At 66.4% G+C, this 22,525-nt stretch carries 22 protein-coding genes and 1 pseudogene; 7 read left to right on the plus strand and 16 right to left on the minus strand.

The window, feature by feature from the left end; translation table 11 throughout:
* The first annotated feature begins 60 nt into the window (after window positions 1-60).
* Window positions 61-945 (plus strand): SPFH domain-containing protein, encoded by an 885-nt coding sequence (locus RMQ73_RS04480; RefSeq protein WP_310496856.1) that lies wholly within the window; start codon window positions 61-63, stop codon window positions 943-945.
* 4 nt (window positions 946-949) lie between these two features.
* Window positions 950-1,141, plus strand: a complete 192-nt coding sequence (locus RMQ73_RS04485) for a toxin-antitoxin system HicB family antitoxin (RefSeq protein WP_310496858.1) — start codon at window positions 950-952, stop codon at window positions 1,139-1,141.
* A 12-nt stretch (window positions 1,142-1,153) separates the two neighbouring features.
* Here the strand turns inward: RMQ73_RS04485 and RMQ73_RS04490 are convergent, their stop codons facing one another.
* Genes RMQ73_RS04490 through RMQ73_RS04505 form a run of 4 tightly spaced genes read right to left on the minus strand, consistent with a single transcriptional unit; the run spans window position 1,154 to window position 4,058 of the window.
* Entirely contained in the window at window positions 1,154-2,338 is a 1,185-nt protein-coding gene (locus tag RMQ73_RS04490) for a CCA tRNA nucleotidyltransferase (protein ID WP_310496859.1), read from the minus strand.
* Window positions 2,339-2,348: 10 nt separating this feature from the next.
* The gene (locus RMQ73_RS04495) at window positions 2,349-2,939 is read right to left on the minus strand and encodes a CoA pyrophosphatase (RefSeq protein ID WP_310496860.1); all 591 of its coding nucleotides are present in this window, start codon (window positions 2,937-2,939) and stop codon (window positions 2,349-2,351) included.
* A complete protein-coding gene (locus RMQ73_RS04500; protein WP_409049832.1) occupies window positions 2,939-3,505 on the minus strand; it encodes a DUF1285 domain-containing protein in 567 nt (188 codons plus the stop codon). The genes RMQ73_RS04495 and RMQ73_RS04500 overlap by 1 nt, the downstream gene beginning before the upstream one ends.
* Before the next feature lie 31 nt (window positions 3,506-3,536).
* A complete protein-coding gene (locus RMQ73_RS04505) occupies window positions 3,537-4,058 on the minus strand; it encodes an N-acetyltransferase (protein ID WP_310496862.1) in 522 nt (173 codons plus the stop codon).
* 234 nt (window positions 4,059-4,292) lie between these two features.
* Between RMQ73_RS04505 and RMQ73_RS04510 the strand changes: the two genes are divergently transcribed.
* Entirely contained in the window at window positions 4,293-5,507 is a 1,215-nt protein-coding gene (locus RMQ73_RS04510; RefSeq protein ID WP_310496863.1) for a hypothetical protein, read from the plus strand.
* A 19-nt stretch (window positions 5,508-5,526) separates the two neighbouring features.
* Here RMQ73_RS04510 and RMQ73_RS04515 read toward each other — a convergent pair whose 3' ends face one another.
* The 10 genes from RMQ73_RS04515 to RMQ73_RS04560 form a co-directional block, all read right to left on the minus strand.
* Window positions 5,527-6,081, minus strand: coding sequence for a hypothetical protein (locus RMQ73_RS04515; RefSeq protein ID WP_310496864.1), 555 nt, complete (start codon window positions 6,079-6,081; stop codon window positions 5,527-5,529).
* 10 nt (window positions 6,082-6,091) lie between these two features.
* Entirely contained in the window at window positions 6,092-6,586 is a 495-nt protein-coding gene (locus RMQ73_RS04520; protein ID WP_310496865.1) for a hypothetical protein, read from the minus strand.
* A gap of 80 nt (window positions 6,587-6,666) precedes the next feature.
* Complete coding sequence (locus tag RMQ73_RS04525) at window positions 6,667-6,891, minus strand: F0F1 ATP synthase subunit C (RefSeq protein ID WP_310496866.1); 225 nt, start codon at window positions 6,889-6,891, stop codon at window positions 6,667-6,669.
* A gap of 43 nt (window positions 6,892-6,934) precedes the next feature.
* Window positions 6,935-7,663 (minus strand): F0F1 ATP synthase subunit A, encoded by a 729-nt coding sequence (locus RMQ73_RS04530; protein ID WP_310496867.1) that lies wholly within the window; start codon window positions 7,661-7,663, stop codon window positions 6,935-6,937.
* Window positions 7,664-7,683: 20 nt separating this feature from the next.
* Window positions 7,684-7,965 (minus strand): AtpZ/AtpI family protein, encoded by a 282-nt coding sequence (locus RMQ73_RS04535; protein ID WP_310496868.1) that lies wholly within the window; start codon window positions 7,963-7,965, stop codon window positions 7,684-7,686.
* A 240-nt stretch (window positions 7,966-8,205) separates the two neighbouring features.
* Entirely contained in the window at window positions 8,206-8,559 is a 354-nt protein-coding gene (locus RMQ73_RS04540) for a hypothetical protein (RefSeq protein ID WP_310496869.1), read from the minus strand.
* A 57-nt stretch (window positions 8,560-8,616) separates the two neighbouring features.
* Window positions 8,617-12,036 (minus strand): AAA family ATPase, encoded by a 3,420-nt coding sequence (locus RMQ73_RS04545; protein WP_310496870.1) that lies wholly within the window; start codon window positions 12,034-12,036, stop codon window positions 8,617-8,619.
* 9 nt (window positions 12,037-12,045) lie between these two features.
* Window positions 12,046-12,786 carry a thioredoxin domain-containing protein gene (locus RMQ73_RS04550; protein WP_310496871.1) on the minus strand — a complete coding sequence of 247 codons (741 nt, stop codon included), beginning with the start codon at window positions 12,784-12,786 and terminating at the stop codon, window positions 12,046-12,048.
* An 80-nt stretch (window positions 12,787-12,866) separates the two neighbouring features.
* Window positions 12,867-13,586 (minus strand): thioredoxin domain-containing protein, encoded by a 720-nt coding sequence (locus RMQ73_RS04555; RefSeq protein WP_310496873.1) that lies wholly within the window; start codon window positions 13,584-13,586, stop codon window positions 12,867-12,869.
* 61 nt (window positions 13,587-13,647) lie between these two features.
* Window positions 13,648-14,163, minus strand: a complete 516-nt coding sequence (locus RMQ73_RS04560) for a DUF721 domain-containing protein (protein WP_310496874.1) — start codon at window positions 14,161-14,163, stop codon at window positions 13,648-13,650.
* On the opposite strand from RMQ73_RS04560, the gene RMQ73_RS04565 reads away from it, so the two are divergent.
* Both RMQ73_RS04565 and nudC read left to right on the plus strand, forming a co-directional pair.
* Window positions 14,162-15,226 carry an A/G-specific adenine glycosylase gene (locus RMQ73_RS04565; RefSeq protein ID WP_310496875.1) on the plus strand — a complete coding sequence of 355 codons (1,065 nt, stop codon included), beginning with the start codon at window positions 14,162-14,164 and terminating at the stop codon, window positions 15,224-15,226. The two genes, RMQ73_RS04560 and RMQ73_RS04565, sit on opposite strands and share 2 nt — an antisense overlap.
* Window positions 15,227-16,123 carry an NAD(+) diphosphatase gene (gene nudC / locus RMQ73_RS04570; RefSeq protein ID WP_310496876.1) on the plus strand — a complete coding sequence of 299 codons (897 nt, stop codon included), beginning with the start codon at window positions 15,227-15,229 and terminating at the stop codon, window positions 16,121-16,123. It begins immediately after the preceding gene.
* Between the two features lie 12 nt (window positions 16,124-16,135).
* Here the strand turns inward: nudC and RMQ73_RS04575 are convergent, their stop codons facing one another.
* Window positions 16,136-18,487 (minus strand): EAL domain-containing protein, encoded by a 2,352-nt coding sequence (locus tag RMQ73_RS04575; protein WP_310496877.1) that lies wholly within the window; start codon window positions 18,485-18,487, stop codon window positions 16,136-16,138.
* A 103-nt stretch (window positions 18,488-18,590) separates the two neighbouring features.
* On the opposite strand from RMQ73_RS04575, the pseudogene RMQ73_RS04580 reads away from it, so the two are divergent.
* Window positions 18,591-20,820 (plus strand): annotated as a pseudogene (locus RMQ73_RS04580) (ATP-dependent helicase).
* Between the two features lie 7 nt (window positions 20,821-20,827).
* Here the strand turns inward: RMQ73_RS04580 and RMQ73_RS04585 are convergent.
* The gene (locus tag RMQ73_RS04585; RefSeq protein ID WP_310496878.1) at window positions 20,828-21,139 is read right to left on the minus strand and encodes a hypothetical protein; all 312 of its coding nucleotides are present in this window, start codon (window positions 21,137-21,139) and stop codon (window positions 20,828-20,830) included.
* A gap of 110 nt (window positions 21,140-21,249) precedes the next feature.
* Here RMQ73_RS04585 and RMQ73_RS04590 point away from each other — a divergent pair, with 110 nt between their 5' ends.
* Window positions 21,250-22,518: an MFS transporter gene (locus RMQ73_RS04590; RefSeq protein WP_310496880.1), complete on the plus strand. Its 1,269-nt coding sequence runs from the start codon at window positions 21,250-21,252 to the stop codon at window positions 22,516-22,518.
* The last annotated feature ends 7 nt before the right edge of the window (window positions 22,519-22,525 follow it).

A 22,525-nucleotide genomic window follows, 5' to 3' on the forward strand; every position in this document is an offset into this window, starting at 1 on the left:
GCCAACCGGTTTAATACAATATAATTATGATATCGTATTAAACGGGAGGCACGGAATTTCATGTCTGATACCATCGTCCGCGAGCCCAGCCGCGAGCTGCCCGGCTCGGGCCTGAACGGCCTTTTCATGTTGGGAATCGTGCTGCTGCTTGTCGTGCTGACGGCATTGAGCTTGATCGAGGCGATCATGAACAAGCACCCGCCATTTGTTGCTGGCGGACTGATGCTGCTGACGGCTCTCCTGTCACCCGGCTTTTACAGCCTCCAGCCCAACGAAGCGGCGGCGTTGACGCTTTTTGGCGACTATCACGGCACCGACCGCACCAGCGGCCTGCGCTGGACCTGGCCATGGATGAGCAAGTCAAAACTGTCGATGCGCGCCAACAACCTGATTTCACAAACGATCAAGGTCAACGACCAGCGCGGCAACCCGATTGAAATGGCGGCGCAGGTAGTGTGGCGCGTGACCGATTCGGCACAGGCGCTGTTCGACGTCGATGATTATCGCGGCTTTGTCGCAGCCCAGATCGAGGTGTCGGTCCGCACCATCGGGGCGCGTTATCCCTATGATGATTTCGAACACAAGGAGGTCACCCTGCGCGGCCATCACGACCAGGTCAGCGGCGAGTTGCGGGCCGAATTGATCGCGCGGCTGACGGTGGCGGGCATCACCGTCGACGAATGCGGCTTCACGCATCTGGCGTATGCGCCGGAAATCGCCGGCGCCATGCTGCGGCGCCAGCAAGCCGCAGCCGTTGTTGCGGCCCGCGAAACGCTGGTGGCAGGCGCGGTTGGCATGGTCGAGATGGCGCTGGCGATGCTCAGCGAGAAAAAGGTCGTCGAGCTGGATGACGAGCGCAAGGCCGCCATGGTGTCCAACCTGATGGTAGTGCTGTGCGGCGAGCGTGACACCCAGCCAGTGCTCAATACAGGCACACTTTACTAGTCTGGTGACAACCAGAAAGCCTTTCGCCCTGCGGCTCGATCCGGCGCTTCACGAAGCGTTGGAACGGGTCGCGGCGGCCGAATTGCGCAGTGTCAATGCCCAGATCGAAGTGTTGCTGCGTGAAGCGCTGGCCCGGCGCGGTGTCAAGGCCGCGCTGTCGCCGGCGCCGCGCCGGGGGCGGCCAAGGGCCGGTTGACGGCGAACGCCATCAGCGCGCGGCTTCATCCAGCAGCGCCGCCACCGCTGCTGCATCGACAGGAAAGCCGGCAGCGACCCAGGCCCGCTCGAACCGGTTGAAGCGAGCCGTGACGTCCGGGCCGGGCGCAATGCCGCGGCTGATGATATCCTTGCCCGATGCCGGCGGACGCGGGCGCTGCCAACCCGCAATGCCCGCCGCTGCTTCGGCATCGCCGGCCATCAACAGCCGGTCCACCACAACAGCCGTTCCGTCGCGATAGGCTGCTGTTGTTGCCGGGCCGGCCGGCATGGGCTGCACAGCCAGCACAAGCCGGGCGCGATCAGCATTGGACAAGCGCAGCCGCGCCGTGACTTCAGGCGCGCACGCCGGCGGCAGCAAGGCGGCCAGGCGGCGTTGCCAGGCGGCAGGCACTCCGCTTTGTGTCTCGGCCGCGATGGTCCGGGCCAGCACAGCCAGCCGGTCCGACGTGATTTCCGGCAACACCGGCGACAGCACACCGCGCTCCAGCATCAGCGCCAGGGTGGGCAGCGGGTCGCCGGTTTCCAGCAAGCCCTTGATCTCCATCGCTATGCGTTCGCGCGACAGGGCCATCAGGTCGTTGGCACGGGCCGCACAGGCCGCCAGCCCGTCTTCATCGATAACGCCGGCAAAACGCGCCGAAAATCGAAAGAACCGCAAAATGCGCAAATGATCTTCGGCAATGCGGGCCAGCGGATCGCCGATGAAACGCACCCGCCCGGCGGCCAGATCGTCACGGCCTCCGAAATAATCGCTGATCGCGCCGCCGGGCAGCGTCGCATACAGGGCGTTGATGGTGAAATCGCGCCGGCTCGCGTCTTCGCGCCAGTCATCGGTAAAGGCGACCTCGGCATGGCGCCCGAATGTCGCGACATCGCGGCGCAGCGTCGTGATCTCGGCCGCCAAACCGTCACCGACCGCCGTGATCGTGCCGTGCGCAAGTCCGGTCGGCACAGCCTTGAGGCCATGGGTGCGCAGCCGCTGCATCACCTCCTCAGGCGCAAACACCGTGGCCAGATCGATATCCTTGACGGGCAATCCCAGCAGCGCGTCGCGCACTGCGCCGCCGACCAGCCGGCTTGACCCGGCTGCGCAGTCCAGCGCGGCAAGAAGCGCGACCCCGGCCGGCGTATCGGCCCATGGACGCGGCGGCAGCGTTTGCGGCAACGCGGTCACAGCAATGCGCTCACAGGCCAAGCCGCCGCGACAGGGTCACGAGCATACCGGCCGTCGCGCCCCAGATTGCGCGGCCTTCGTGGCGAATGATGTAATAATGCCGGGTCTCGCCCTGCCACATGCCGCTGTGGCGTTCATGGTGCGCCGGGTTCAGCGCATGGGCAAAGGGCACATGGAAAATCTCGGCAACCTCGCCGGGATGCGGGCGATAGACGATGCCCGGCGGCACCACACCGATCACCGGCGTGATGAGATAGCCGCTGCCGGTGCGGTAATGGTCGGACGTGCCGAGCACTTCGACCAGCGCCGGGTCGAGCGCCACTTCCTCGTCTGCCTCGCGCAGGGCCGCTGCGACCGGATCGGCATCGCCCGCATCGACGCGGCCACCGGGAAAGGCGACCTGCCCGGCATGAGCCTTGAGATGCGCGGTGCGGCGGGTCAGCAGCAATTGCGGCTGCGCCTCGTTGGTGACGGCAATCAGCACGGCCGCCGGGGTCAGCGCCGTCGTTGCCGGCGCTGGATTGGCCATCAGATCCCAGTCGCCGCCCTGCCCTGGCGGTCCCGCCGCAGCAAGCGCGGCACGAAGGGCGGACACATGCATCAGGCGGCCATGAACGGGAAAAAGGCGCCGTCGCTCCAGATGCCAGGCGGGCTGCCGCCTTCGGCCAGCGCCATGTCGGCGAGCTGGTAGAACACCGGACGGTTCACCAGGGCCATCAGGCCGCCGCGCACATGCAGATAGGGGCGCGGCGTGCCATCGGGCGCCGTATTAACGGTCAGCGCGTTGTTCGGGCCACAGGCAACCAGTGCGTCGGTATTCAGGCGAAAGACGATGCTGCGCGTCCGGCCTTCGCCCTCGCTGGTCGCCTCCACGGCAACAAACGGCGCATCATCGACGGCGATATCCAGCTTTTCCACTGGCGTCACCAGCACATGGCTGCCGTCCGGTTCGCGCCGCAGGATGGTGGAGAACAGCCGCACCAGTTCCTTGCGGCCGATGGGGCTGCCCTGATGAAACCAGGTGCCATCCGCCGCAATACGCATGTCCGACGGGCCGCAATGGGCCGGGTGCCACAGATGCACAGGCGGCGCCTTGCCCTGTTTTTGCAGGGCAATCAGTTCCGCGAGGGTGCGGCCAAGGGAGTCGGTGGTCACGCAGCTGTTCATAGGGGGCGCAGACGCGCACGCAAAGGGGAAGTCATGCCGCGGCGCGGCGCGAAACCCCCGGTTCGAGCGCGCCGTGCACAGGCAGCGCCGCACCGCCGCGCAATAACAGCCGCGCCCGGTCCACCGGGCCGGGCAACACCCAATGCCGGGTCGCATCCGCCGCAAAGCCAAAACGGCCATAAAATGGCGCATCCCCGATCAGCACGATGGGCGGCGCCCCAGCCGCATCGGCGGCCGTCAGCGCGCGGCTCATCAGCGCCGATGCAATGCCTTCACCCTGCCGATCGGCCGCAACCGCCACTGGCCCGAGCAGGATCAGCGGATGCACCGCATTGCCGGCGCGCAGTTGCAGCGGCCAGCTTTGTAGGCTGCCGACCAGCGCCGCGCCATTCCGTGCGACAAACGACAGGCCCGGTATCGCTGCCATGCCGTCACGCAACCGATAGGCGGTGCGGCCTCGCCGGGCCGGGCCAAAGCGGGCATCGAGCAACATATCGATATCCAGAACATCGGCAGGCAACAGGCTGGCAAACTGGATCGCGAATTCAGGCATGGCGGCAACTTTCGACGAGCGACAACAGGCAATTCGCCAGGCCACCGGCTGGGTGGCATGGCGTCAGCCTCATCGGCTCATCAAGGCGCGCTGCGTGATCACAATGCCGGCAATAACAAAAACAGGCGCTGGCTGCAATGAATGCCCGTCCGGCGGCCGGGCACGGTACTTGCGGGCACCCGCGTTCCGTGATGCACTATGCGCCGCGACCCTTTGTGTTTCGGGAGTGCCCAGATGCGCAATGCTGTTTTGCCTGTACTGATGATCGCCGCTGCCATGATCATTGCATCATGTACGCCCAAGGACATCGCCGACACCAGCGCGGCTGTCAGGCGTATCCCGGTAAAGGCCAACGCCGACCCGCTCCAGATCGCCAATGCCGGCCATGGCATGGTGTTCGACGCCGCGATGCGAGAGATACGGTTTGACGACCAAAGCCTGCTCGCCAAACAGGCCGCGCTGCTCGGGGCCGTCGAGGCGCGAGCGACCAAGGACAGCAGGCACATCGCCATCAAGGCCGAATATGACAAGGTGGTGGCCAGCGGCGATGTCTCGCCAGCCGACCGGATGCTGCTCAATGCGGCAGTCATCGCGGCAATCGCCAGCAAGATCGAAGGCAATGAAGCCCTCAAATATCGGCTCCAGAACGAATTGTTGTTGCGCCATATCCGCTGGCTGAGGCCGCTGCGCATCTCGGACCGCATATCGGAGCTGATACGGAAATGGTGGCCCGACCTGGTGCGCCCGGCCCCCGATACCGGCTATATGGCGCGCTGCCGCGCTGCCGGAGTGCCAATCCCGCCGGACTGGGCGCAAACCGGCACGGCCTGGGTCGATCAGGGAGCGCTGGGGCGCAATCTGCTGCGAAACGGCGAATATGCCGGGGTGTTCACCTATCATGATCCGGCTGTGCGCGGTGCCTGTGTGGCGCTGCCGCGCGCGCCGGTGAATGGCAGCACCGCCGCTGGCATCATCTGCCAGAGCGCCATGACCGGCGCGGCCTGTTTCTGGGACAACAAGCTCCGCAGTGATGGCGTGGCCGCGTCGCCGGTGGACTGGCGCGGCGGCACGATCCTGCGCATTGCCGAGCTTCAGGACGGCGACATGCTGTCGGAAAACTGCACCGGCTGCCACACCGGCAACAATGTGTACCTGGTGTCGCCCGACGATCCGACATGGGCCAAGCTGCTGCGGCGCGCGATGACCGGCGTCGACCATGGCAATTTCACGCTGCGCGTCAGGGCCTCGACCGACAACAGCGGTTCAGCAGCAAGCGGCGGAACAGCGCGTTATGTGCCAATCAGCAGCCAGCCAGCATGGCGCAACACCCAGAACGGGCCAACCTGCAACGGTAGCTGCCATGAATTGCCAAGCTATCCGGGCGCCCTGCCCATGCCACCGGCATGTGCCAGCGGGGGTGTGGCGGCCTGTTATATCGATCCGTTCTAGGGTCGGGACCCAGGAAGTCTCAATGCAGGCGGCGTTCGAGCCCGGCGATGGCGTCGTCGGTCAGACGGTTCTGCATGTCCTTGTCGGCGCGGGCCGCGATGATGGCAGCAGCGGCGCGGGTGACCTGGGCGGCAACATCGGCGCGCAGGTCGGCCGTGGCGGCGCGTTCGGCAGCGTCGATCTTTGCCGCAGCGGCAGCGGTGCGGCGCGCGATGGTGTCGCTGGCGGCCTTTTCGGCTTCGGCAACCAGTTCGCCGGCTTCGGCAACCGCGCGGGCGCGGATAGCAGCGGCATCGCGTTCGGCAGCGGCTTTCTTGGCATTGGCATCGGCGAGCAGGGCCTCGGCCTCGGTCTTTAGTGCCGTGGCTTCGGCCAGCTGGCGTTTGACGGCCGCGATACGTTCGTCAAGCGCGCCAGTGATGCGCGAGGGCAGTTTGCCGAGCCAGATGGCCAGCACCAGGAAAATCGCGACACTGACATAGACATAGGTTTCAGCGCCGAACCCCATGAGGGTCGCTTCTTCGTGATGGCCGGCGGCTTGCGTCCCGGCAGTGACGCTGTGTTCTTCGGCCACGGCTTGGTCCTTACTTCTGGGCAGCGATGGCAGCGGCGATTTCGGCCGGCGGCACATCGAGGCCGGTCAGCCGCGCCACGGCCTGCGCCGTCAGTTCGGTGGTGGTTGCCGACAGGCTGTCACGGGCAGCAGCGCGCGCCGCGCCGAGTGTGGCTGCGGCGGCATCTGCCTGTGCATCCAGCCGGGCCGCGACATCCTTCATGCGCGCTTCGACAGCCGAAGCGGCTTCGGCCTTGGCCTTGGCAACTTGCGCCTGTGCAGCTTCGCGGGCCGAGGTCATGCCTTCGTCATAGCGCGCGCGCACCACATCGGCTTCGCCCTTGGCCTTTTCGGCGGCATCCAGATCGGCGCCGACGCGCGATTCCCGCTCGTCGATCACCCGGCCAACCTTGGGCAGGGTGGGACGCACCACAGCGAAATAGAGCACCGCGAAGATCGCGATGAACCAGACCATCTGGGACAGAAGATTGGCGGGGTCGAACTGAGGCACGGATCTGGCCTTCATGAAAGCGGTGATGCGGCAGGTTGCCCCGGCCGAAGCCGGAGCGCAGCAGTCGGCCCCGGGCAAGCCCGGGGCCAGCAGGATCAGCCGAACGCCAGGGCGAGCGCGACGACCGCCGCGATGAGGCCAAGCGCTTCGGTCACGGCGAAGCCGAAGATCAGGCGGGCGCCGAGCTTGTCGGCAGCGCCGGGATTGCGCAGCGCGCCCTGCAGGAACATACCGAAGATGAGGCCGACGCCGATGGCGGCGAAGCCGGCGCCCATGGCAGCAAGACCGGCACCGATCAGCTTGGCAGATGCAACGTCCATTTTAAGTCCTTCCAGGTGGATTCAGATTGAGTGGTAAGTGAAATCAGTGAAGATTGACGGCGTCGTTCAGATAGATCGACGCCAGCAAGGCAAAGACATAGGCCTGCACAACCGCAATCAGCAGTTCCAGCGCCGTCAGTGCGACATTGACGCCCAGCGGAATGAGACCGAGGCCAAGGTTGACCGCACCCAGCGACACAACGAACCCGCCGAACACCTTCATCAGCACGTGACCAGCGGTCATGTTGGCGAAAAGCCGGATGGCAAGCGTGAACGGCCGCGACAGGAACGACAGGAATTCGATGAGCGCGACCAGCGGCGCCACGAACAGCGGCGTGCCTTCGGGCAGGAACAGCGAAAAGAAATGCAGGCCGTGGCGGGCAAAGCCGACGAACACCACCAGAACGAAGACGATCATGGCCAGCGCAAAGGTCACGGCGATATGGCTGGTCGGCGTGAAGGAGCCGATGAACGGCACCATACCCAGCAGGTTGCAGGCCAGCACGAACACGAACACCGCAAAGATCAGCGGGGCATAGCGCAGGCCTTCTTTGCCGACGTTTTCGCGCAGCATGTCGCGAATGAATTCATAGAGATATTCGACAGCGGCCTGCATGCGGCCGGGCACCAGCTGCGGGCGCGCAGTGCCGACGAACAGGAACGCCGACACCAGCAGCATCGCAAACAGCATCCAAAGGGCGCTGTTGGTGAAGGACAGGTCACGGCCCGCCACTTCAAGCGGAATGATCCGCTCAATGGTGAACTGTTCCATCGGGTTGGCCATGGCGAGTATTATTCCCCGTCGAACTTCTTCTGCTGGCGAAGCACCGAGCGCAGGCCCGTGGCAAACCCCAGCAACAACAACACAATCAGACCCCAGGGGCCGGTCCCAGCCTGCCGGTCAATGAACCAGCCGATGAAAGCCCCGACCAGCATGGCACCGATGAATTCGGCGGCAATTGCCCAGCCCTGGCTTTCCTCGCGCTTGGCACCGTCCTTGCGCGACGGTTCTGCCGCCCGGGCCGCAGCGATGCGGCGCGCGAGAACATCCTCGTCGTTGCGGTCGTTGGCCAAAGCGGGGGAACCCCTGTCGTCAACACCTGTCTGCCGGCGGCGCCGGCTGGCACCTATGGCAGAAGGCCCTGGCGGCAGGCCGTCAGGACTTGGCGGGGCGTCTAGAGGTGGGGGGGCGCGGTGTCAACCATTGTGCAGTGCACATCAGCAAAGGAGTGCAGTGCAAAATTGGGCCGATGCCGGGCCGGCAGCCATCTGCCGCCAGCCCGGCGCAAGCATCAGCAGCAACGGCGCCACATGTCAGTTGCGGCGATCCCGGTGCATGCCGGGCCGATTGCCATGGTCGCCGCGATGGGCATCCCGGTTTTCCCAGTATCGGCGCTGGCTTCGCGACCAGGCCCGCTGATTGCCGCGGCGATTGTAAACATAGGCGCCGGTGCCGGGGTAATAATAGCCGTTCCACCAACCGAAATTCGATCCGGAGTAGCCATAGGGAACCGAGCTGTACCCCCGGTTGTCGCCATAATAGCGGTCATAGTCGCTGTTGTAGGCCATGCGGCCATAGCCGCCGCTGCAGCCCGCCAATGCCACCGCCATAGCAGCGGCCAGAGTCAGGCGGCCCAGAGTCAAGCGTCCAAGAATATTGTACGGCATTCTCGTTCTCCCGTTTCGTAATCGTTGAACGATCGAAACGGCCCACGGACCCATGGGTCAGGCTGTGGCGAGAAGTTTTTCAGCAGCCTGCAGATCGACGCTGACCAACTGCGAAACACCCGGCTCGCCCATGGTAACGCCGAACAACCGGTGCATCCGGCTCATGGTCACAGCATTGTGCGTGACAATCAGGAAGCGCGTGCGGGTTTCAGCCGCCATGCGGTCGAGCAAGTCGCAAAAACGCTCGACATTGGCGTCGTCCAGCGGCGCATCCACCTCGTCGAGCACGCAGATCGGTGCCGGATTGGACAGGAACAGCGCAAAGATCAGCGCAGTGGCCGTCAGCGCCTGCTCTCCGCCCGACAACAGCGTCAGGGATTGCAGCTTCTTGCCCGGCGGCTGCGCCATGATTTCCAGCCCGGCTTCGAGGGGATCATCGGATTCGATCAGCGCCAGCCTGGCCTCGCCGCCGCCGAACAGATCGGCAAACAACACACGAAAATGGGCATCCACCGCCGTGAACGCGGCTTGCAATCGCTGCCGCCCTTCGCGGTTGAGGCTGCCGATGGAGCCACGCAGCCGCGCGATGGCCGTATCGAGTTCCTGTTTTTCCGCAGCCGTTGTTTCGGCCTGCGATTCCAGTTCTTTCAGCTCGATATCGGCGCGCAGATTAACGGGGCCGAGCCGTTCGCGGTCCTCGCTCAGCGTCTCATATGCTGCCGCCAGCGCCGCCGGGTCGCCGCCCTCGTGACTGAAATCGAACCGGCCCGGAAGCACCGGCGGCGGGCACTGGAACCGCTCACCGGACAGACGCTCGACTTCGGCGCGCGCCTGTTCCTGATGCTCGGCCTCGGCGCGGGCTGTGGCGCGGGCCTCGCGGGCAGCAGCCACAGCCTCGTCGGCGGCGCGGGCCTGGGCGGCGATGCGTGCCTGCGCCGATTCGGCCGCTGCCAGCTTGTCACCGGCGTCGGCGCGGGCGGCATCAGCCTGGGCAGCGCGGCTGGCCAAAGCGGCGATTTCAGCCGCAATCTCGCGTTTTCGCGCAGCAAGAGCCACCTGTTCGGCCTCGGCCGCTCCCTTGCGGGACGCCAGCTCCGCCTGCTGGGCAATATTGGCGTCGCGGCGGCGCTGCCAGCCGGCACGCTCCTGAGCGATGGCATCCATGCGCGCCTTGGCGGCGGCACTTTCGCGCACCACCGCTTCGAGGGCGGCGCGGGCGGCTGCGCAATCGCTGCGCGCCGTCTCGGCTGCACTTCGCGCCGCAACGAGCGCCGACGACAATCCGGACAAGGCCGCAGCATCCGGCACGGCAGCGCGCGCGGCATCGGCCTCGGCAGCAAGCCGCGCATGTTCGGCGGCGCTGCGTTCGGCCGCCGTTTTCAGGCTGGCTTCCTCGCCTGCCTGCCGCGCCTGTGCCGTTTGCGCGGCGGCAAGCCGGGCGCGGGCATCGGCCAGTGTCCGGGCGGCATTGTCCCGTGCGGCGCGGGCAGCGCGCTCGGTGGACTGTGCGGCAACAGCAGCGGCATCGGCGACGGCGCGGGCGGCGGCGGCATCTGCGACTTGAGCACGGCCGGCGGCCATTTCGCTTTCGAGTTCGGCGGCGCGGCGCCGGGCGCGCAGCCGCGCCGCTGCGGCATCGCTGCGCCCGCCAGCATCGACCAGACCGTCCCAACGCCACAGTGCGCCGTCCAGCGTCACCAAGCGCTGTCCGGGCCGCAGCGCCGCCAGCAGATCCGCAGACGGCGCCCCATCGAGCAGGCCGATCTGGGCCAATCGCCGGCTAAGTTCGGGCGGCGCCGTCACCATGGCCGCAAGGCTGGGAACACCGGCTGGCAGTGGCGGATCATCGCCAAACGCTGGCGCGCCGGCCCAGCGCCGGGCAGCGGCAGCGCCGGCATCGGCGGGCGCCGCATCAAGATCATCGCCCAGCGCAGCGGCCAGAGCGGCCTCGTGGCCGGGGCGGGTTTCGATGCGGTCGGCGATTCGGGCGGTTTTGGCGGTATCGGCAGCAAGGCGGCGCCCAAGTGCATCGGCTTCGGCGCCCAGGCTTGCCAGCGTGGCGGCGGCGGCCGATGCGGCGCTGGCGGCGGCGGCCCTGGCGGCTTCGGTCGCTGGCCGTGCCGCTTCGGCCTGCGCCAAGGCGGCCTCACTTTCGGCAAGCGCCGCCAAGGCAAGGTCCACGGCGCCGATCAGCCCGCCGGTGTCCGGCGCCGGCGCAAGCCGTGCCAGTCTTGCCGCAATATCGCGCGCCTCGGCCTGCGCACGCGCCAGACGTGTGGTCGCCGCCGCTGCCGCATCGCCGGCGGCACGGGCGCTGGCCGCAGCAGCGGCATGGGCATCGACGGCAGCCGACAGGGCGGCTTCGGCAACACCTGCACGCGAAGTGGCTGCAGACAGCGCTGCGTCGGCCGCAGGTGCCGAAGCGCGGCCAGCGGCGAGCACGTCCTGCAGCCGCGCCGCTTCGGCCGCGAGGCGGGTTTCAGCAGTCCGGGCGTCGTCGGCCAGTCCCGATTCGCGCAGGTCATCGCGTGCGACACTGACCAGCGTCTGGGCCAGTTCGGCCTCGCGGCGGCTGCCGGTGGCGGCTTCGGCATCCAGCAGCGCCCGCGACTGGCGCAGCGCCTGTACAGCCGCAGCAGCCTGCGCCTCGGCCATGCGCAGGGCCGGCAAATCGGCGCTGGCGTTTGCGGCATCGGCGCTCAGCGAGGCAGCGGCGCGGGTCAGGTCGCCGGTCATGGCCTCGGCATGGGCGGCGGCGGCAGTGGCGGCTTCGCTGGCACGGCGGGCGGCCTGCCAGCGGGCAAAGATCAGGCTGGCTTCGGCGGTTTTCAGCCGGTCCGAAATGGCGCGATAGCGCTCGGCGGTGCGCGCCTGACGCTTGAGCGATGCGGCCTGGGTTTCCAGCGCCCGCACGACATCATCGAGCCGGGCGACATTGGCTTCGGCGGCACGCAGGCGGATTTCGGCTTCACGGCGGCGCACGGCCAGCCCCGCGATACCGGCAGCCTCCTCGAGCAATTGCCGGCGCTCGGCGGGCTTGGCGGCGATGATGGCGCTGATGCGGCCCTGCCCGACAATGGCCGGGCTGTGGGCGCCGGTGGCCGAATCGGCAAACAACAGCCGCACGTCCTGGGCGCGGGCATCGCGGCCATTCAGGCGATACTCCGATCCGTCACCGCGTTCGATGCGGCGCGAGACCTCGACCTCCTCGCCGGCGGCGCCCGCAAGGCTGAGTGTCACCTGCGCCACCTCGCGCGACGGGCGCCCCGCCGTGCCGGCAAAGATGACATCGTCCATGCCGCCCGACCGCATCGACTTGGGGCTGCCTTCGCCCATCACCCAGCGCAAGGCTTCGAGCAGGTTGGATTTTCCGCAGCCATTTGGGCCGACAACGCCGGTCAGTCCCGGCTCGATCATCAGATCGACCGGTTCAACAAAGGATTTGAATCCCGACAGGCGAAGTTTGCGGAACTCCAAATCAGAGCCTTAGCGAAGCGCCGCCTGCAGGCGCGGTTCCAGCTCCTTCCAGGTGAACACGCCGTCCTGGGTGGTGCCGTTGATGATGAAGCCGGGTGTGCCGGTCAGCTTGTAGGTGTCGGTGGCCTGGGTGCGCAGTTCGAGCAGCTTGTCGAGTTGGCCCTTGTCGGCCAGGCATTGGTCGAATTTGGCCTTGGGAATGCCGCGCGTGCGGACAAACCCGTCCAGCCCGCCAAGCTCGGCCATGGCCTTGATCTGTTCATCCTGCGGCATGGCGCCAAGCGTCTTGCTCTGGGCGTCGGTCAACTTGGAAAACGGCTCGGTCCAGGTCGCCTGATCGGCGTAAAAGGCATCGAGCAGGCCGAAGAATGTCGGGGCATCGCCGCAGCGTGCCAGCAGCGAGGCGGCATAGTCAGGGCCATTCAGCACAAAGCTGCGATATTCATAACTGACGTTGCCGCTGGCGACATATTTGGACTTGATGACGGCATTGGCTTCTTCATGAAACTCGCGGCAATGCGGGCAGGTCATCGAGGCGAATTCGACCAGCTTGACGCGGGCATCGGGGTTGCCGACGCGAAAGCCGCCCTCGGGCGTTGCGGCCATCATCTGCGTCCAGTCCTGCCCGGCCGGCGGAGCGATTGGTGTGGCGGCGGTGTCGCCCGCCGGCGCTGCGGCCTTTTGATCCCCGCAGCCGGCAACGGACAGCAGGGCAAGAACGGCAAAGGCGGAACCGGAACGCAGCGACATGAAAGGCCTTTCGACTGGGTTATGCGAGCACAGGTTTACGGCCTTGCGCGGCAAGGAACAAGCGCCAGAACAAGCGCCGTTCAGGGCCGCGCCGCCAGCGCCGCGACGATGCGCGGCTCCAGCTCGGACCATGTGAAGATATTCGGCACGGTCTTGCCTGCCAGCACGAATGTCGGCGTGCCTTCGAGGCCCCAGTTGGTAATGGCGTCGTTCCGGATGGCGAGCAGGCGCTGCGTCGCGGGCTTGTCGGCGACACAGGCGTCATAGCGGGCGCGCGGCACCCCCAGCGTCGCGACATGCTCGGGCAATTTGCCCAGCGCCGCCATTTTCAGCGCCTTTTCATCCTCGGAGGCACCGTTGATCTTTGCCGTGTCCTCGGCGGTCAGTTTCGTGAACGGCAGCAACCATTGGTCCTGGCCGGCGAAGAAACGGTCGGCCATCGCCCATGCCGCGCGCGGCGTCTGGCATTGCAGCACCAGCGACGCGCCAAGATCGGCGCCGTTGCGCACGAAACTGCGGAATTCGTAAGAAAGCCGCCCGGATTTCAGATATTTCGCCTTGAGCACCGGCATGGCCTGGCCGTGAAAATCGCGGCAATGGCTGCACGACAACGAGCCGAATTCGACCAGTTTGACGCGTGCTGCCGGATTGCCGAGCAGGATGCCGCCTTGCGGGGTGGCGCTGACCATCGCCGACCAGTCGCGGGCGGCGGTGCGGACAGCCGCCGGTTTGGCGGGGGCGGCGACAAGCGGCGCGGCGATGGCGGCGGAAAAGATCACGGCGAAGGTCAGTTGGCGCATGCCGCATGTGTAGCGCGCGGGCCGACCGCTGGCCAGAGGCGGCGGGGCGAGGGCTGCCACCTCACCGGATAATCGGCGGTCCCTTTCCACTCGCCAGCGCCTGCGCCAGCGATTCGAGGCTGGCGCGCAAATCGGGGTCGGCGATGGCTTTCAAGGTCGAGCGCGTCTCGTCGCCCAGATCGGCGGGCGGCTGCGGCGGCTGCGGTTTCGGCGGCGCGTCGATATCGGCGTGGCGCAGCACCAGTTTCGCCACCGCGCCGTGGCCCAGCACACGGTTGGCGCGATCGAACACCTGCGGTTCGACATGGCGCAACATGGGGGCCAGCGCGCCCGTGATGGCGATTTTCAGCGTGCCGCCGGTTTTTTCGCCGGGCGGAAAGCGCAGCGATTCGGGGCGGCTGTGACGGGCATAATTCTCGCCGACAATCTCGGTCCAGCGCTGCACGATCGCGGTCTGGGCAAAGCCGAAGCGCTTGAAGGCCTGACCGCTGATTGCCGGCACCAGATCGGCCACGGCACGGACGCGGCGCGTGCGCGCGGGTGGCTGTTGCGGGGTATCGGCGGGCTTTCGGGGCATGGCGGCTTCATGCCATAGCAGGGCTGTGTCCGATACTGCCAACCGCCTGATCGCCTGGTACGGCGCCCATGCCCGCGCCCTGCCCTGGCGCGTGCCGCCGGGCGCAGCGCTGCCCGATGATGCCGATTTTCCGTATCGCGTCTGGCTGTCGGAAATCATGCTGCAACAGACGACCGTCGCGGCAGTGCGGCCCTATTTTGCCGATTTCACCGCGCGTTGGCCGAATGTGGCGGCACTGGCGGCGGCCGATGACGGCGATGTGATGCAGGCCTGGGCCGGGCTGGGATATTATGCCCGGGCGCGAAATCTGCTGGCCTGTGCGCGGGCGGTAACGCAGCGGTTCGGCGGTGTGTTTCCTTGCGACGAGGCGATTTTGAGAACACTGCCCGGCATTGGCGATTACACCGCAGCCGCCATCGCCGCCTTTGCCTTTGGCCGGCAGGCCATCGTCATCGACGGTAATATCGAGCGCGTCATCACCCGCCATGCCGGCATCACCGCGCCGCTGCCCGGTGCCCGAGCCGACATTCGCGCGGCTATCGCGGCCATGGCGCCCGCACATGCCGGCGATTTTGCACAGGGCGTGATGGATCTGGCGGGGCGCATCTGCACGCCGCGCAGCCCCGATTGCAGCGCCTGCCCCATTGCCGGCGGCTGCGCCGCCCGCGCGCTGGGGACACCGCAGGCGTTTCCGGTCAAGCCGGCCAAGCGCGCCCGCCCTGAAAGGCGCGGCACCATCTGGTGGATCGAGTGCGGCGGCGCCGTGCTGACGGTTATTCGCCCCGCCAAGGGCCTGCTCGGCGGCATGCGCGCCCTGCCGTCATGCAACTGGAGCGGCGATGCCCTGCCCCCGTTTGCTGCGGACTGGCAGGACTGGGGGGCAGTCAGCCACGGCTTCACGCATTTCGAACTGACATTGGCGGTGGCGGCGACGATGTTGCCGACACGGCCTGACCTGCCCGGCGAATGGGTGATGATGGAAAAGCTGCTGGACAGCGGCCTGCCAACGGTGTTCCGAAAGGCGGCGGTGCGGGCATTAGCGGCGCGGATGGAGACAGTCTGAATGTTTTTCGATGGGCCAGACACACCGGTCACCGGCTTCACCGGATCGCGGCTCGACCGCGCCGACCACCTCAGGCGCGATGCCGGCGCCCTTGTGGCACTGCGCGCGCACCCGAATGCGCGCTGGCTGGTAATGGATGATTTGAAACCGGTGCTGAACAGCAGCTCCGACGCCATTTTATGGGCCTATCGGTCTGATGTGCCGCATGACGCACCATCGGTGTTCCTGGGCCTTGACGGCGAGGCACCGCGATTTGCCGCCGCCGCGCCATCCGATGAACTGGTGCGTGATTTCGGCGGCACGCTGGTCGATGCGCGCGCTGCCGGCGCCATGCTGCCGGCGCCGCAGGCCGCCGCCATCGCCCATGCCCGGTCATTGCTGGATTGGCACGCCCGCCACGGGTTTTGCGCGGTGTGCGGCGCGCCGACACAAATGACCAAGGCGGGCCATGCCCGCAATTGCGGTGCCTGCGGCGCCGAGCATTTTCCGCGTGTCGATCCGGTGGTCATCATGCTGGCCGTCAAGGGCGGCCATGCGCTGGTGGGCCGCCAGCCGCGCTTTCCGCGCCGGTTCTTCTCGGCGCTGGCGGGTTTCGTAGAAGCCGGGGAAAGCCTTGAGGAGGCCGTGCGCCGCGAATTGTTCGAGGAAGCCGGCATCCGCACCGGCCGCGTGCGCTATCTCGCCAGCCAGCCCTGGCCGTTCCCGTCAAGCCTGATGATCGCCTGCCTTGCCGAGGCCGAAAATTTCGACATCACGCTGGACGACGAGGAACTGGAAGAGGCGCGCTGGGTGACCAAGGAGGACGTGCACGCAGCCATGGCCGGCACGGGTGAATGGCTGGCGCCGCCGCCGCTGGCGATTGCGCATACGCTACTGAAGGCGTGGGCGGACAGCTGAGGCAGTCTGCGATTACACGGCTATCAGTCGTTTCTGCTTCACGACCAGCGCAGTCGCTTCTTCTGGCGGCATCGGCTTGCCGAACAGATAGCCCAGCACCTGGCCGCAGCCCAGCCCGCGGATGACCTCGAATTCCGCGCGGGTTTCCGTGCCCTCGGCAGTCGTTGCCATATCGAGCGAGCCGGCAAGCCGCACGATTGCCTGAATGATGGCCTTGGCGTCGCTGCCCGGCTCGGCGGCGCGGGTCACAAAGCTGCGATCGATCTTGATGCGGCTGAACGCGGCCTTGTGCAGATAGCCAAGCCCCGAATAGCCGGTGCCGAAATCGTCGATGGCAAAGGTCACGCCCAGCGCCCGCAGCCCGGCCAGTGTCGCGGTGATATCGGCCCGGTCGGCCAGGAACAGATGCTCGGTGATCTCCAGCTCCAGCCGTTCCGGCGCCAGGCCGTGCCGCGCCAGCGTTGCGGCGACAAAATCGACAAGACCGGTGTCGCCCATCTGCGCCGGAGACACATTCACCGCGATGCGGATGTGTTCGGGCCAGCGAATGGCCCAGGCACAGGCATTGTCGATGACCCAACGGCCGATCGGGATGATCAGCCCGGTTTCTTCGGCGATGGGAATGAAATCGAGCGGTGGGATGATGCCGCGCTCGGGATGGTTCCAGCGCAGCAGTGCTTCAAAGCCGACGATGCGCTCGTCGCTGGCCTCGACGACTGGCTGGAATGCCAGCACCAGTTCGCCGCGTCCCTCGGCATGGGCAAGGTCGCGTTCGAGGCTACGCCGGTCTTCGGCGCGGCTCAGGATGGCGCCGTGGAACCGGCAGGCGGCGCCGCGCCCGGCGCTTTTGACCTCGTACAGCGCGAGATCGGCGCATTTGAGCAATTGCTGCGGCGTGGCAGCATCGACGGGCGACATCGCATAGCCGACACTGGCGCCGACCTGGACATGCACATTGCCATGGCCCGTATCCAGCGTGAATGGCTGGGCCAGGACACGCACGATGCGGGCCGCGACTTTCTCGGCGCGGTCGCCTTGGGCATCAGCCAGCAGAATGGCGAATTCATCGCCGCCCAGCCGCGCAATGGTGGCAGCGCCGCGCACCGCCGATTGGAGCCGTTCCCCCACCATCCGCAGCAACTGGTCGCCGGCATCATGGCCATGGCTGTCATTGACCATTTTGAACCTGTCGAGATCGACAAACAGCAGCGCAATATCGTGCCGGGTGCGCACGGCGCGAGACACTGCGTCCTCCAGCGTTTCGCGGAACAGGGCCCGGTTGGCGAGCCCGGTCAGCGGGTCGAACCGCGCCAGTTGGGCAATGCGTTCCTGCCCCTGCCGCACTTCGGTGACATCTCGCCCGACGCCGCGAAAGCCGGTGAACTGGCCCATCGGGTCGTTCTTGGGCGTGCCTGACAGGCTCCACCAGCGGATTTCACCTTCGATCTTGACGGGCACGGCAAGATCACGGAACGCGCGCCGGCCGCTGACGGCGCCAATCAACGCCGCGAGCGCCGCCGGCGCGGCGACACCTTCGACCAGATCGACGAGCGGCCGACCAAGCAACGCTGCGCGCGGCTGGCGGGCGACATCGGCAAAGCGTGATGTGACATGGGTGAGATAGCCCTTGGGGTCGGTTTCCAGTAGCCAGTCACTACCGTTGGCTTCGAATTCATTGAGCAGCAGCCGCACGATCTCGCCCTGCTCGCCAAGCTCGATCTGGCTGCGCATGCGGTCCATCATCGTGTAGCTGGTCACCAGGGCGCCGCGCGCGATCAGCAGCGCATAGGTGCCCACCGCCAGCGACACCATCGGGCCGGCCAACGCCGATTCCGCCGGCACAGCGATCAGGCTGCCAACGCCGATGATCAAAGCGGCCAATATGGCGGCAACCGGCATGACGGCCGTGCAAAAGCCCGTACCGCCAAGCAGAAGCATGGTCTCGAGAATGAGCAGCGCCTGATCGGTCGTGCCCAGGCCTGGCAACAGGGCCGCAACAATGCCGGTCCAGAACAGTGCAAAGGCGGCAACTTCGGCGGTTATCTGCCAAAAGGCACCTTGGCTGGTTTCGGCAGACGGCGCCCGGCGGCGTCCGATGATGTTGCGCGCGACCCACAAGGTTGCCAGGCCGGCAATGCCTGTCAGCCAAGGTGCCAGCGAACCGGCGGGCGCAGCGTCGCCAAAGGCCCAGAGGACTGCTCCGACATTGAGGCCAAGCAGCGGCACATTGAACGGCACGTGGCGGTTGAGCAACGCCGTCTGGGCGCCGCGCACCTGCGCGAAAAAGCTGTCGTTGCTCTGACCAAGGCCCAGCACCTGCAACCAACCCAGCGACCGTCTGCGCAGGCGCGGCGACCGTGACATGTAACTCATGGTGACGTCCCCAGCGACAATTGCGTTCCCCTGCTTCAACGGCGGCGGTCACGCCGGGTTGAATCGCCGCGCGATGTTCCCTAATCGTTCGCCTATGGCCGTTCCGCTTCCTTCTGATTCGCCGCCCAGTTCTCCGCCGCCCTGGCTGGCCGGGCTGAACACGCCGCAGCGCGAGGCCGTGCTGACCACCGAAGGCCCGGTACTGATCCTGGCCGGCGCCGGCACCGGCAAGACCAAGGCATTGACGGCGCGGCTGGCGCATATCCTGTACAGCCGGCTGGCGTGGCCGTCCGAAGTGCTGGCGGTGACCTTCACAAACCGCGCCGCGCGCGAGATGCGCCACCGCATGGGGCTGCTGCTGGGCGACATGGCCGAAGGGTTGCCGTGGCTGGGCACCTTCCATGCCCTGTGCGCCAAAATGCTGCGCCGCCACGCCGGGCTGGTTGGGCTGGACGAGCGGTTCACCATTCTTGATACCGATGACCAGTTGCGCCTGCTCAAGCAGGTCGTCATCGAGGCCGGGCTGGACGAAAAGCGCTGGCCGCCAAAGCAGCTGGCCGGGCTGATCGACCGCTGGAAAAATCGCGGGCTGGCGCCCGCCGAAGTGCCGCCGGGGGAAAGCTTTGGCTTTGGTGATGGCGTGCCAGGCAAGGGCGGCGCGGCGCTGTATGCGCGCTATCAGGAACGGCTGAAGGGCCTGAACGCAGCGGATTTCGGCGACCTGTTGCTGCATATGCTGACGATTTTTGCCGAGCATCCCGATGTGCTGGCCGATTATCAGCGACGCTTCAAGTATATCATGGTGGATGAATATCAGGACACCAACAGCGCCCAATATGCCTGGCTGAAACTGCTGACCGGCAGCCGCCGCAACATCGCCTGTGTCGGCGATGATGACCAGTCGATCTACAGCTGGCGCGGCGCCGAAGTTGCCAACATCCTGCGTTTCGATACGGATTTTCCCGGTGCAAGGCTGGTGCGGCTCGAGCAGAATTACCGCTCGACGCCGCATATCCTGGGCGCCGCCAATGCGCTGATCGCGCACAACAGCGGCCGGCTGGGCAAAGCGCTGTTCACGGAACTGAACGCCGGCGATCCGGTGCGCGTCACCGGCGTATGGGACGGGCCGGAGGAAGCGCGCACCGTGGGCGATGCCGCCGAGCGGCTGGCGCGCGATGGCGCATCCCTGAACGACATGGCGATCCTGGTGCGGGCGCAGTTCCAGACACGGCTGTTCGAGGACCGTTTCATCGCCATCGGCCTGCCGTACCGCATTGTCGGCGGCTTCCGTTTCTATGAACGCGCCGAAGTGCGCGATGCGCTGGCCTATCTGCGCCTGATGGTGTCACCAAACGACGGCCTGGCATTCGAGCGCATCGTCAACGTGCCAAGACGCGGGCTGGGCGACAAGGCGATGGCGGCGCTGCATGGCGCGGCGCGGCCTCAAGGGCTTGCTGGTCGATCTGGCGCGCTGGCGATCGCTGGGCGAGACCATGGCGCATGATGCGCTGGCGCAACTGGTGCTGGAGGAATCCGGCTATGTCGCCATGTGGCAGGCCGACAAATCGGTCGAGGCAGACGGCAAGCTCGACAATCTGATCGAACTGACTCGCGCCATGGCCGATTATCCGTCGCTGACCTCGTTCCTCGAACATGTCAGCCTGGTGATGGACAATGACACCGGCGATGTGGCCGAGAAAATCACGATCATGACCCTGCACGGCGCCAAGGGACTGGAGTTCGACCATGTCTTCCTGCCCGGCTGGGAGGAAGGCGTGTTTCCCAGCCAGCGGGCAATGGACGAAGGCGGCACTGCTGCGCTGGAGGAGGAACGCCGGCTGGCCTATGTCGGCATCACCCGCGCCCGCAAATCAGCCCATGTGCTGCATGCCGCCAACCGGCAGGTCTATGGCCAGTGGACGGCCGCCCTGCCCAGCCGGTTCATCGCCGAACTGCCCGCCGCCAACATCGAAGCCATCAGCACCATGAGCGGCGGGCCAAGCCTGTGGCGCGCGGCGCTGGCGGGCGGCGACCCGTTTGGCGATGTGGCGCGCGGCAGCGGGCGCGGGCCGGGCTGGAACCGGGCCAGCAGCACTTCGAACGGGCGTGATTTTGGTCCGCGCGGCGGGGCGCCGGCGATCTCGGCGCCGGCTATCACGGTGGGATTGAAGGCCAGGCCCGGCGTCAAGACCGGCACCCGAGTGTTTCACGCCAAGTTCGGCGAAGGCCAGGTCGTCCATGTCGATGGCAACAAGCTGGAAATCGATTTTACCCATGCCGGGCGCAAGCGGGTTCTCGACAGCTTTGTCGAAATAAAGGACTGAATGCCGGTCAGTCGTAGCGCCGGGTGAACAGCTCGATGAAATGACCGACCACGCCGGGGGTGATGTAGATCAGGCCGAGACACGCAAAGGCAATCGAATGCTCGATGCTCCAGTTGAGGTGCAGATTGGCATAAAAATAGGCACCGACGAGCGTGAACACGTTCAGGCGACCAAATACGCTCATGAGCAGAGCCACCGCCGCCCAGGGCACACCCAGCCCCTTGGCCCAGCCGAGCCACGCCGCATAGCCAAGCGCCAGCCCGACCACGACAAGCACGGCCGCCAACAAATAGCCCGGTGCGTAACGCAACCCGTCCATACTGAACTCCCGAGCGGATACTGCCAGAAACGCCCTTCGGATACCAGCGTTATCGATTCGTTAACTCTTTAGGTTTTGCGGAGCAGGACCACCGGCCTTAAGGCAAGGTCGTGCCTTCCATCCCCGCCCCGCTGAAAATCGCCGATTACCGGGCATTCTGGGCAGCGCGTTTTTTCGCAACAGTCGCCGGCATGATGCTGGTCATTGTCATCGGCTGGCAGGTCTATGATCAGGCGCGCGAAACGATGATTCCCAAGGATGCCGCATTTCTGCTCGGCATGATCGGGCTGGCGCAGTTCTTGCCGCTGTTTGGCCTGTCGCTGGTCGTCGGCGTCATCGCCGACCGCATGGACCGGCGATACATTGCGCGGGCGGCGCTGGCGTTGGAGGCGGCCTGCGCGCTGACTTTGGGGTGGCTGGCGCTATCCGGCACCGTGCCGATGCTGTCGCTGTTTGTCGTCGCTGTCCTGCTTGGCGTGGCGCGCGCCTTTGTTGGTCCGGCGCTGGGGGCGCTGGCGCCCAATCTGGTGCCGCGTGCGCTGCTGCCACAGGCTATCGCGCTCAATTCGATCAGCTGGCAATCGGGCGCCGTGCTCGGCCCGCCGCTGGGCGCCTTTCTCTATGCGATTGCGCCGCACGTTCCGTATCTGGTCGCCGCCGTGCTGTTTGGCTCGGCGTTCATATGCCTGATGATGATCGGCCCGGTGCCGCGCCCGCCGCCTTCGATCGTGTCGCCGTGGCGAAGCCTGGTCGATGGCATCAGCTATGTCCGCCACAACCGCATCGTGCTCGGCGCCATCAGTCTTGATCTGTTTGCCGTGCTGCTGGGCGGTGCCACGGCCATGTTGCCGGTTTATGCCCGCGATGTGCTGCATGTCGGCGTCGAGGGGCTGGGGCCACTGCGCGCGGCACCGGCGGTGGGGGCCGTTGCCATGGCGCTGCTGCTGGCGGTACGGCCGCTCGGGCGCAATGTCGGCCCGGTTATGTTTGCCTGTGTTGGCATCTTTGGCCTGTCCACAATCGTCTTTGGCTGGTCGACGTCTTATCCGCTCAGCCTTGTCGCGCTGACCGTGCTTGGCGCCGCCGATGCCGTCAGCGTCTTTGTGCGCGGCACCCTCATCCAGATGCACACCCCCGACGAAATGCGCGGCCGGGTCAGCAGCGTGTCCGGCCTGTTCATTTCGGCCAGCAACGAACTAGGCGAATTCGAAAGCGGGCTGGCAGCGGCCTGGGTGGGCGCAGTGCCGGCAGTCGTGGTCGGGGGCTTTGGCGCCATCGGCGTGACGGTGATATGGGCTTGGGCGTTTCCGGAATTGCGGCGCGCCGACCGGTTTGTGGTGCCCGATGAAATTGATGCCAAGGCCGTCACCGGGGTATAGAAGCGTG

This window comes from Sandarakinorhabdus sp. (assembly GCF_031430775.1).
In the GTDB taxonomy this organism is placed as follows: Bacteria; Pseudomonadota; Alphaproteobacteria; order Sphingomonadales; family Sphingomonadaceae; genus Sandarakinorhabdus.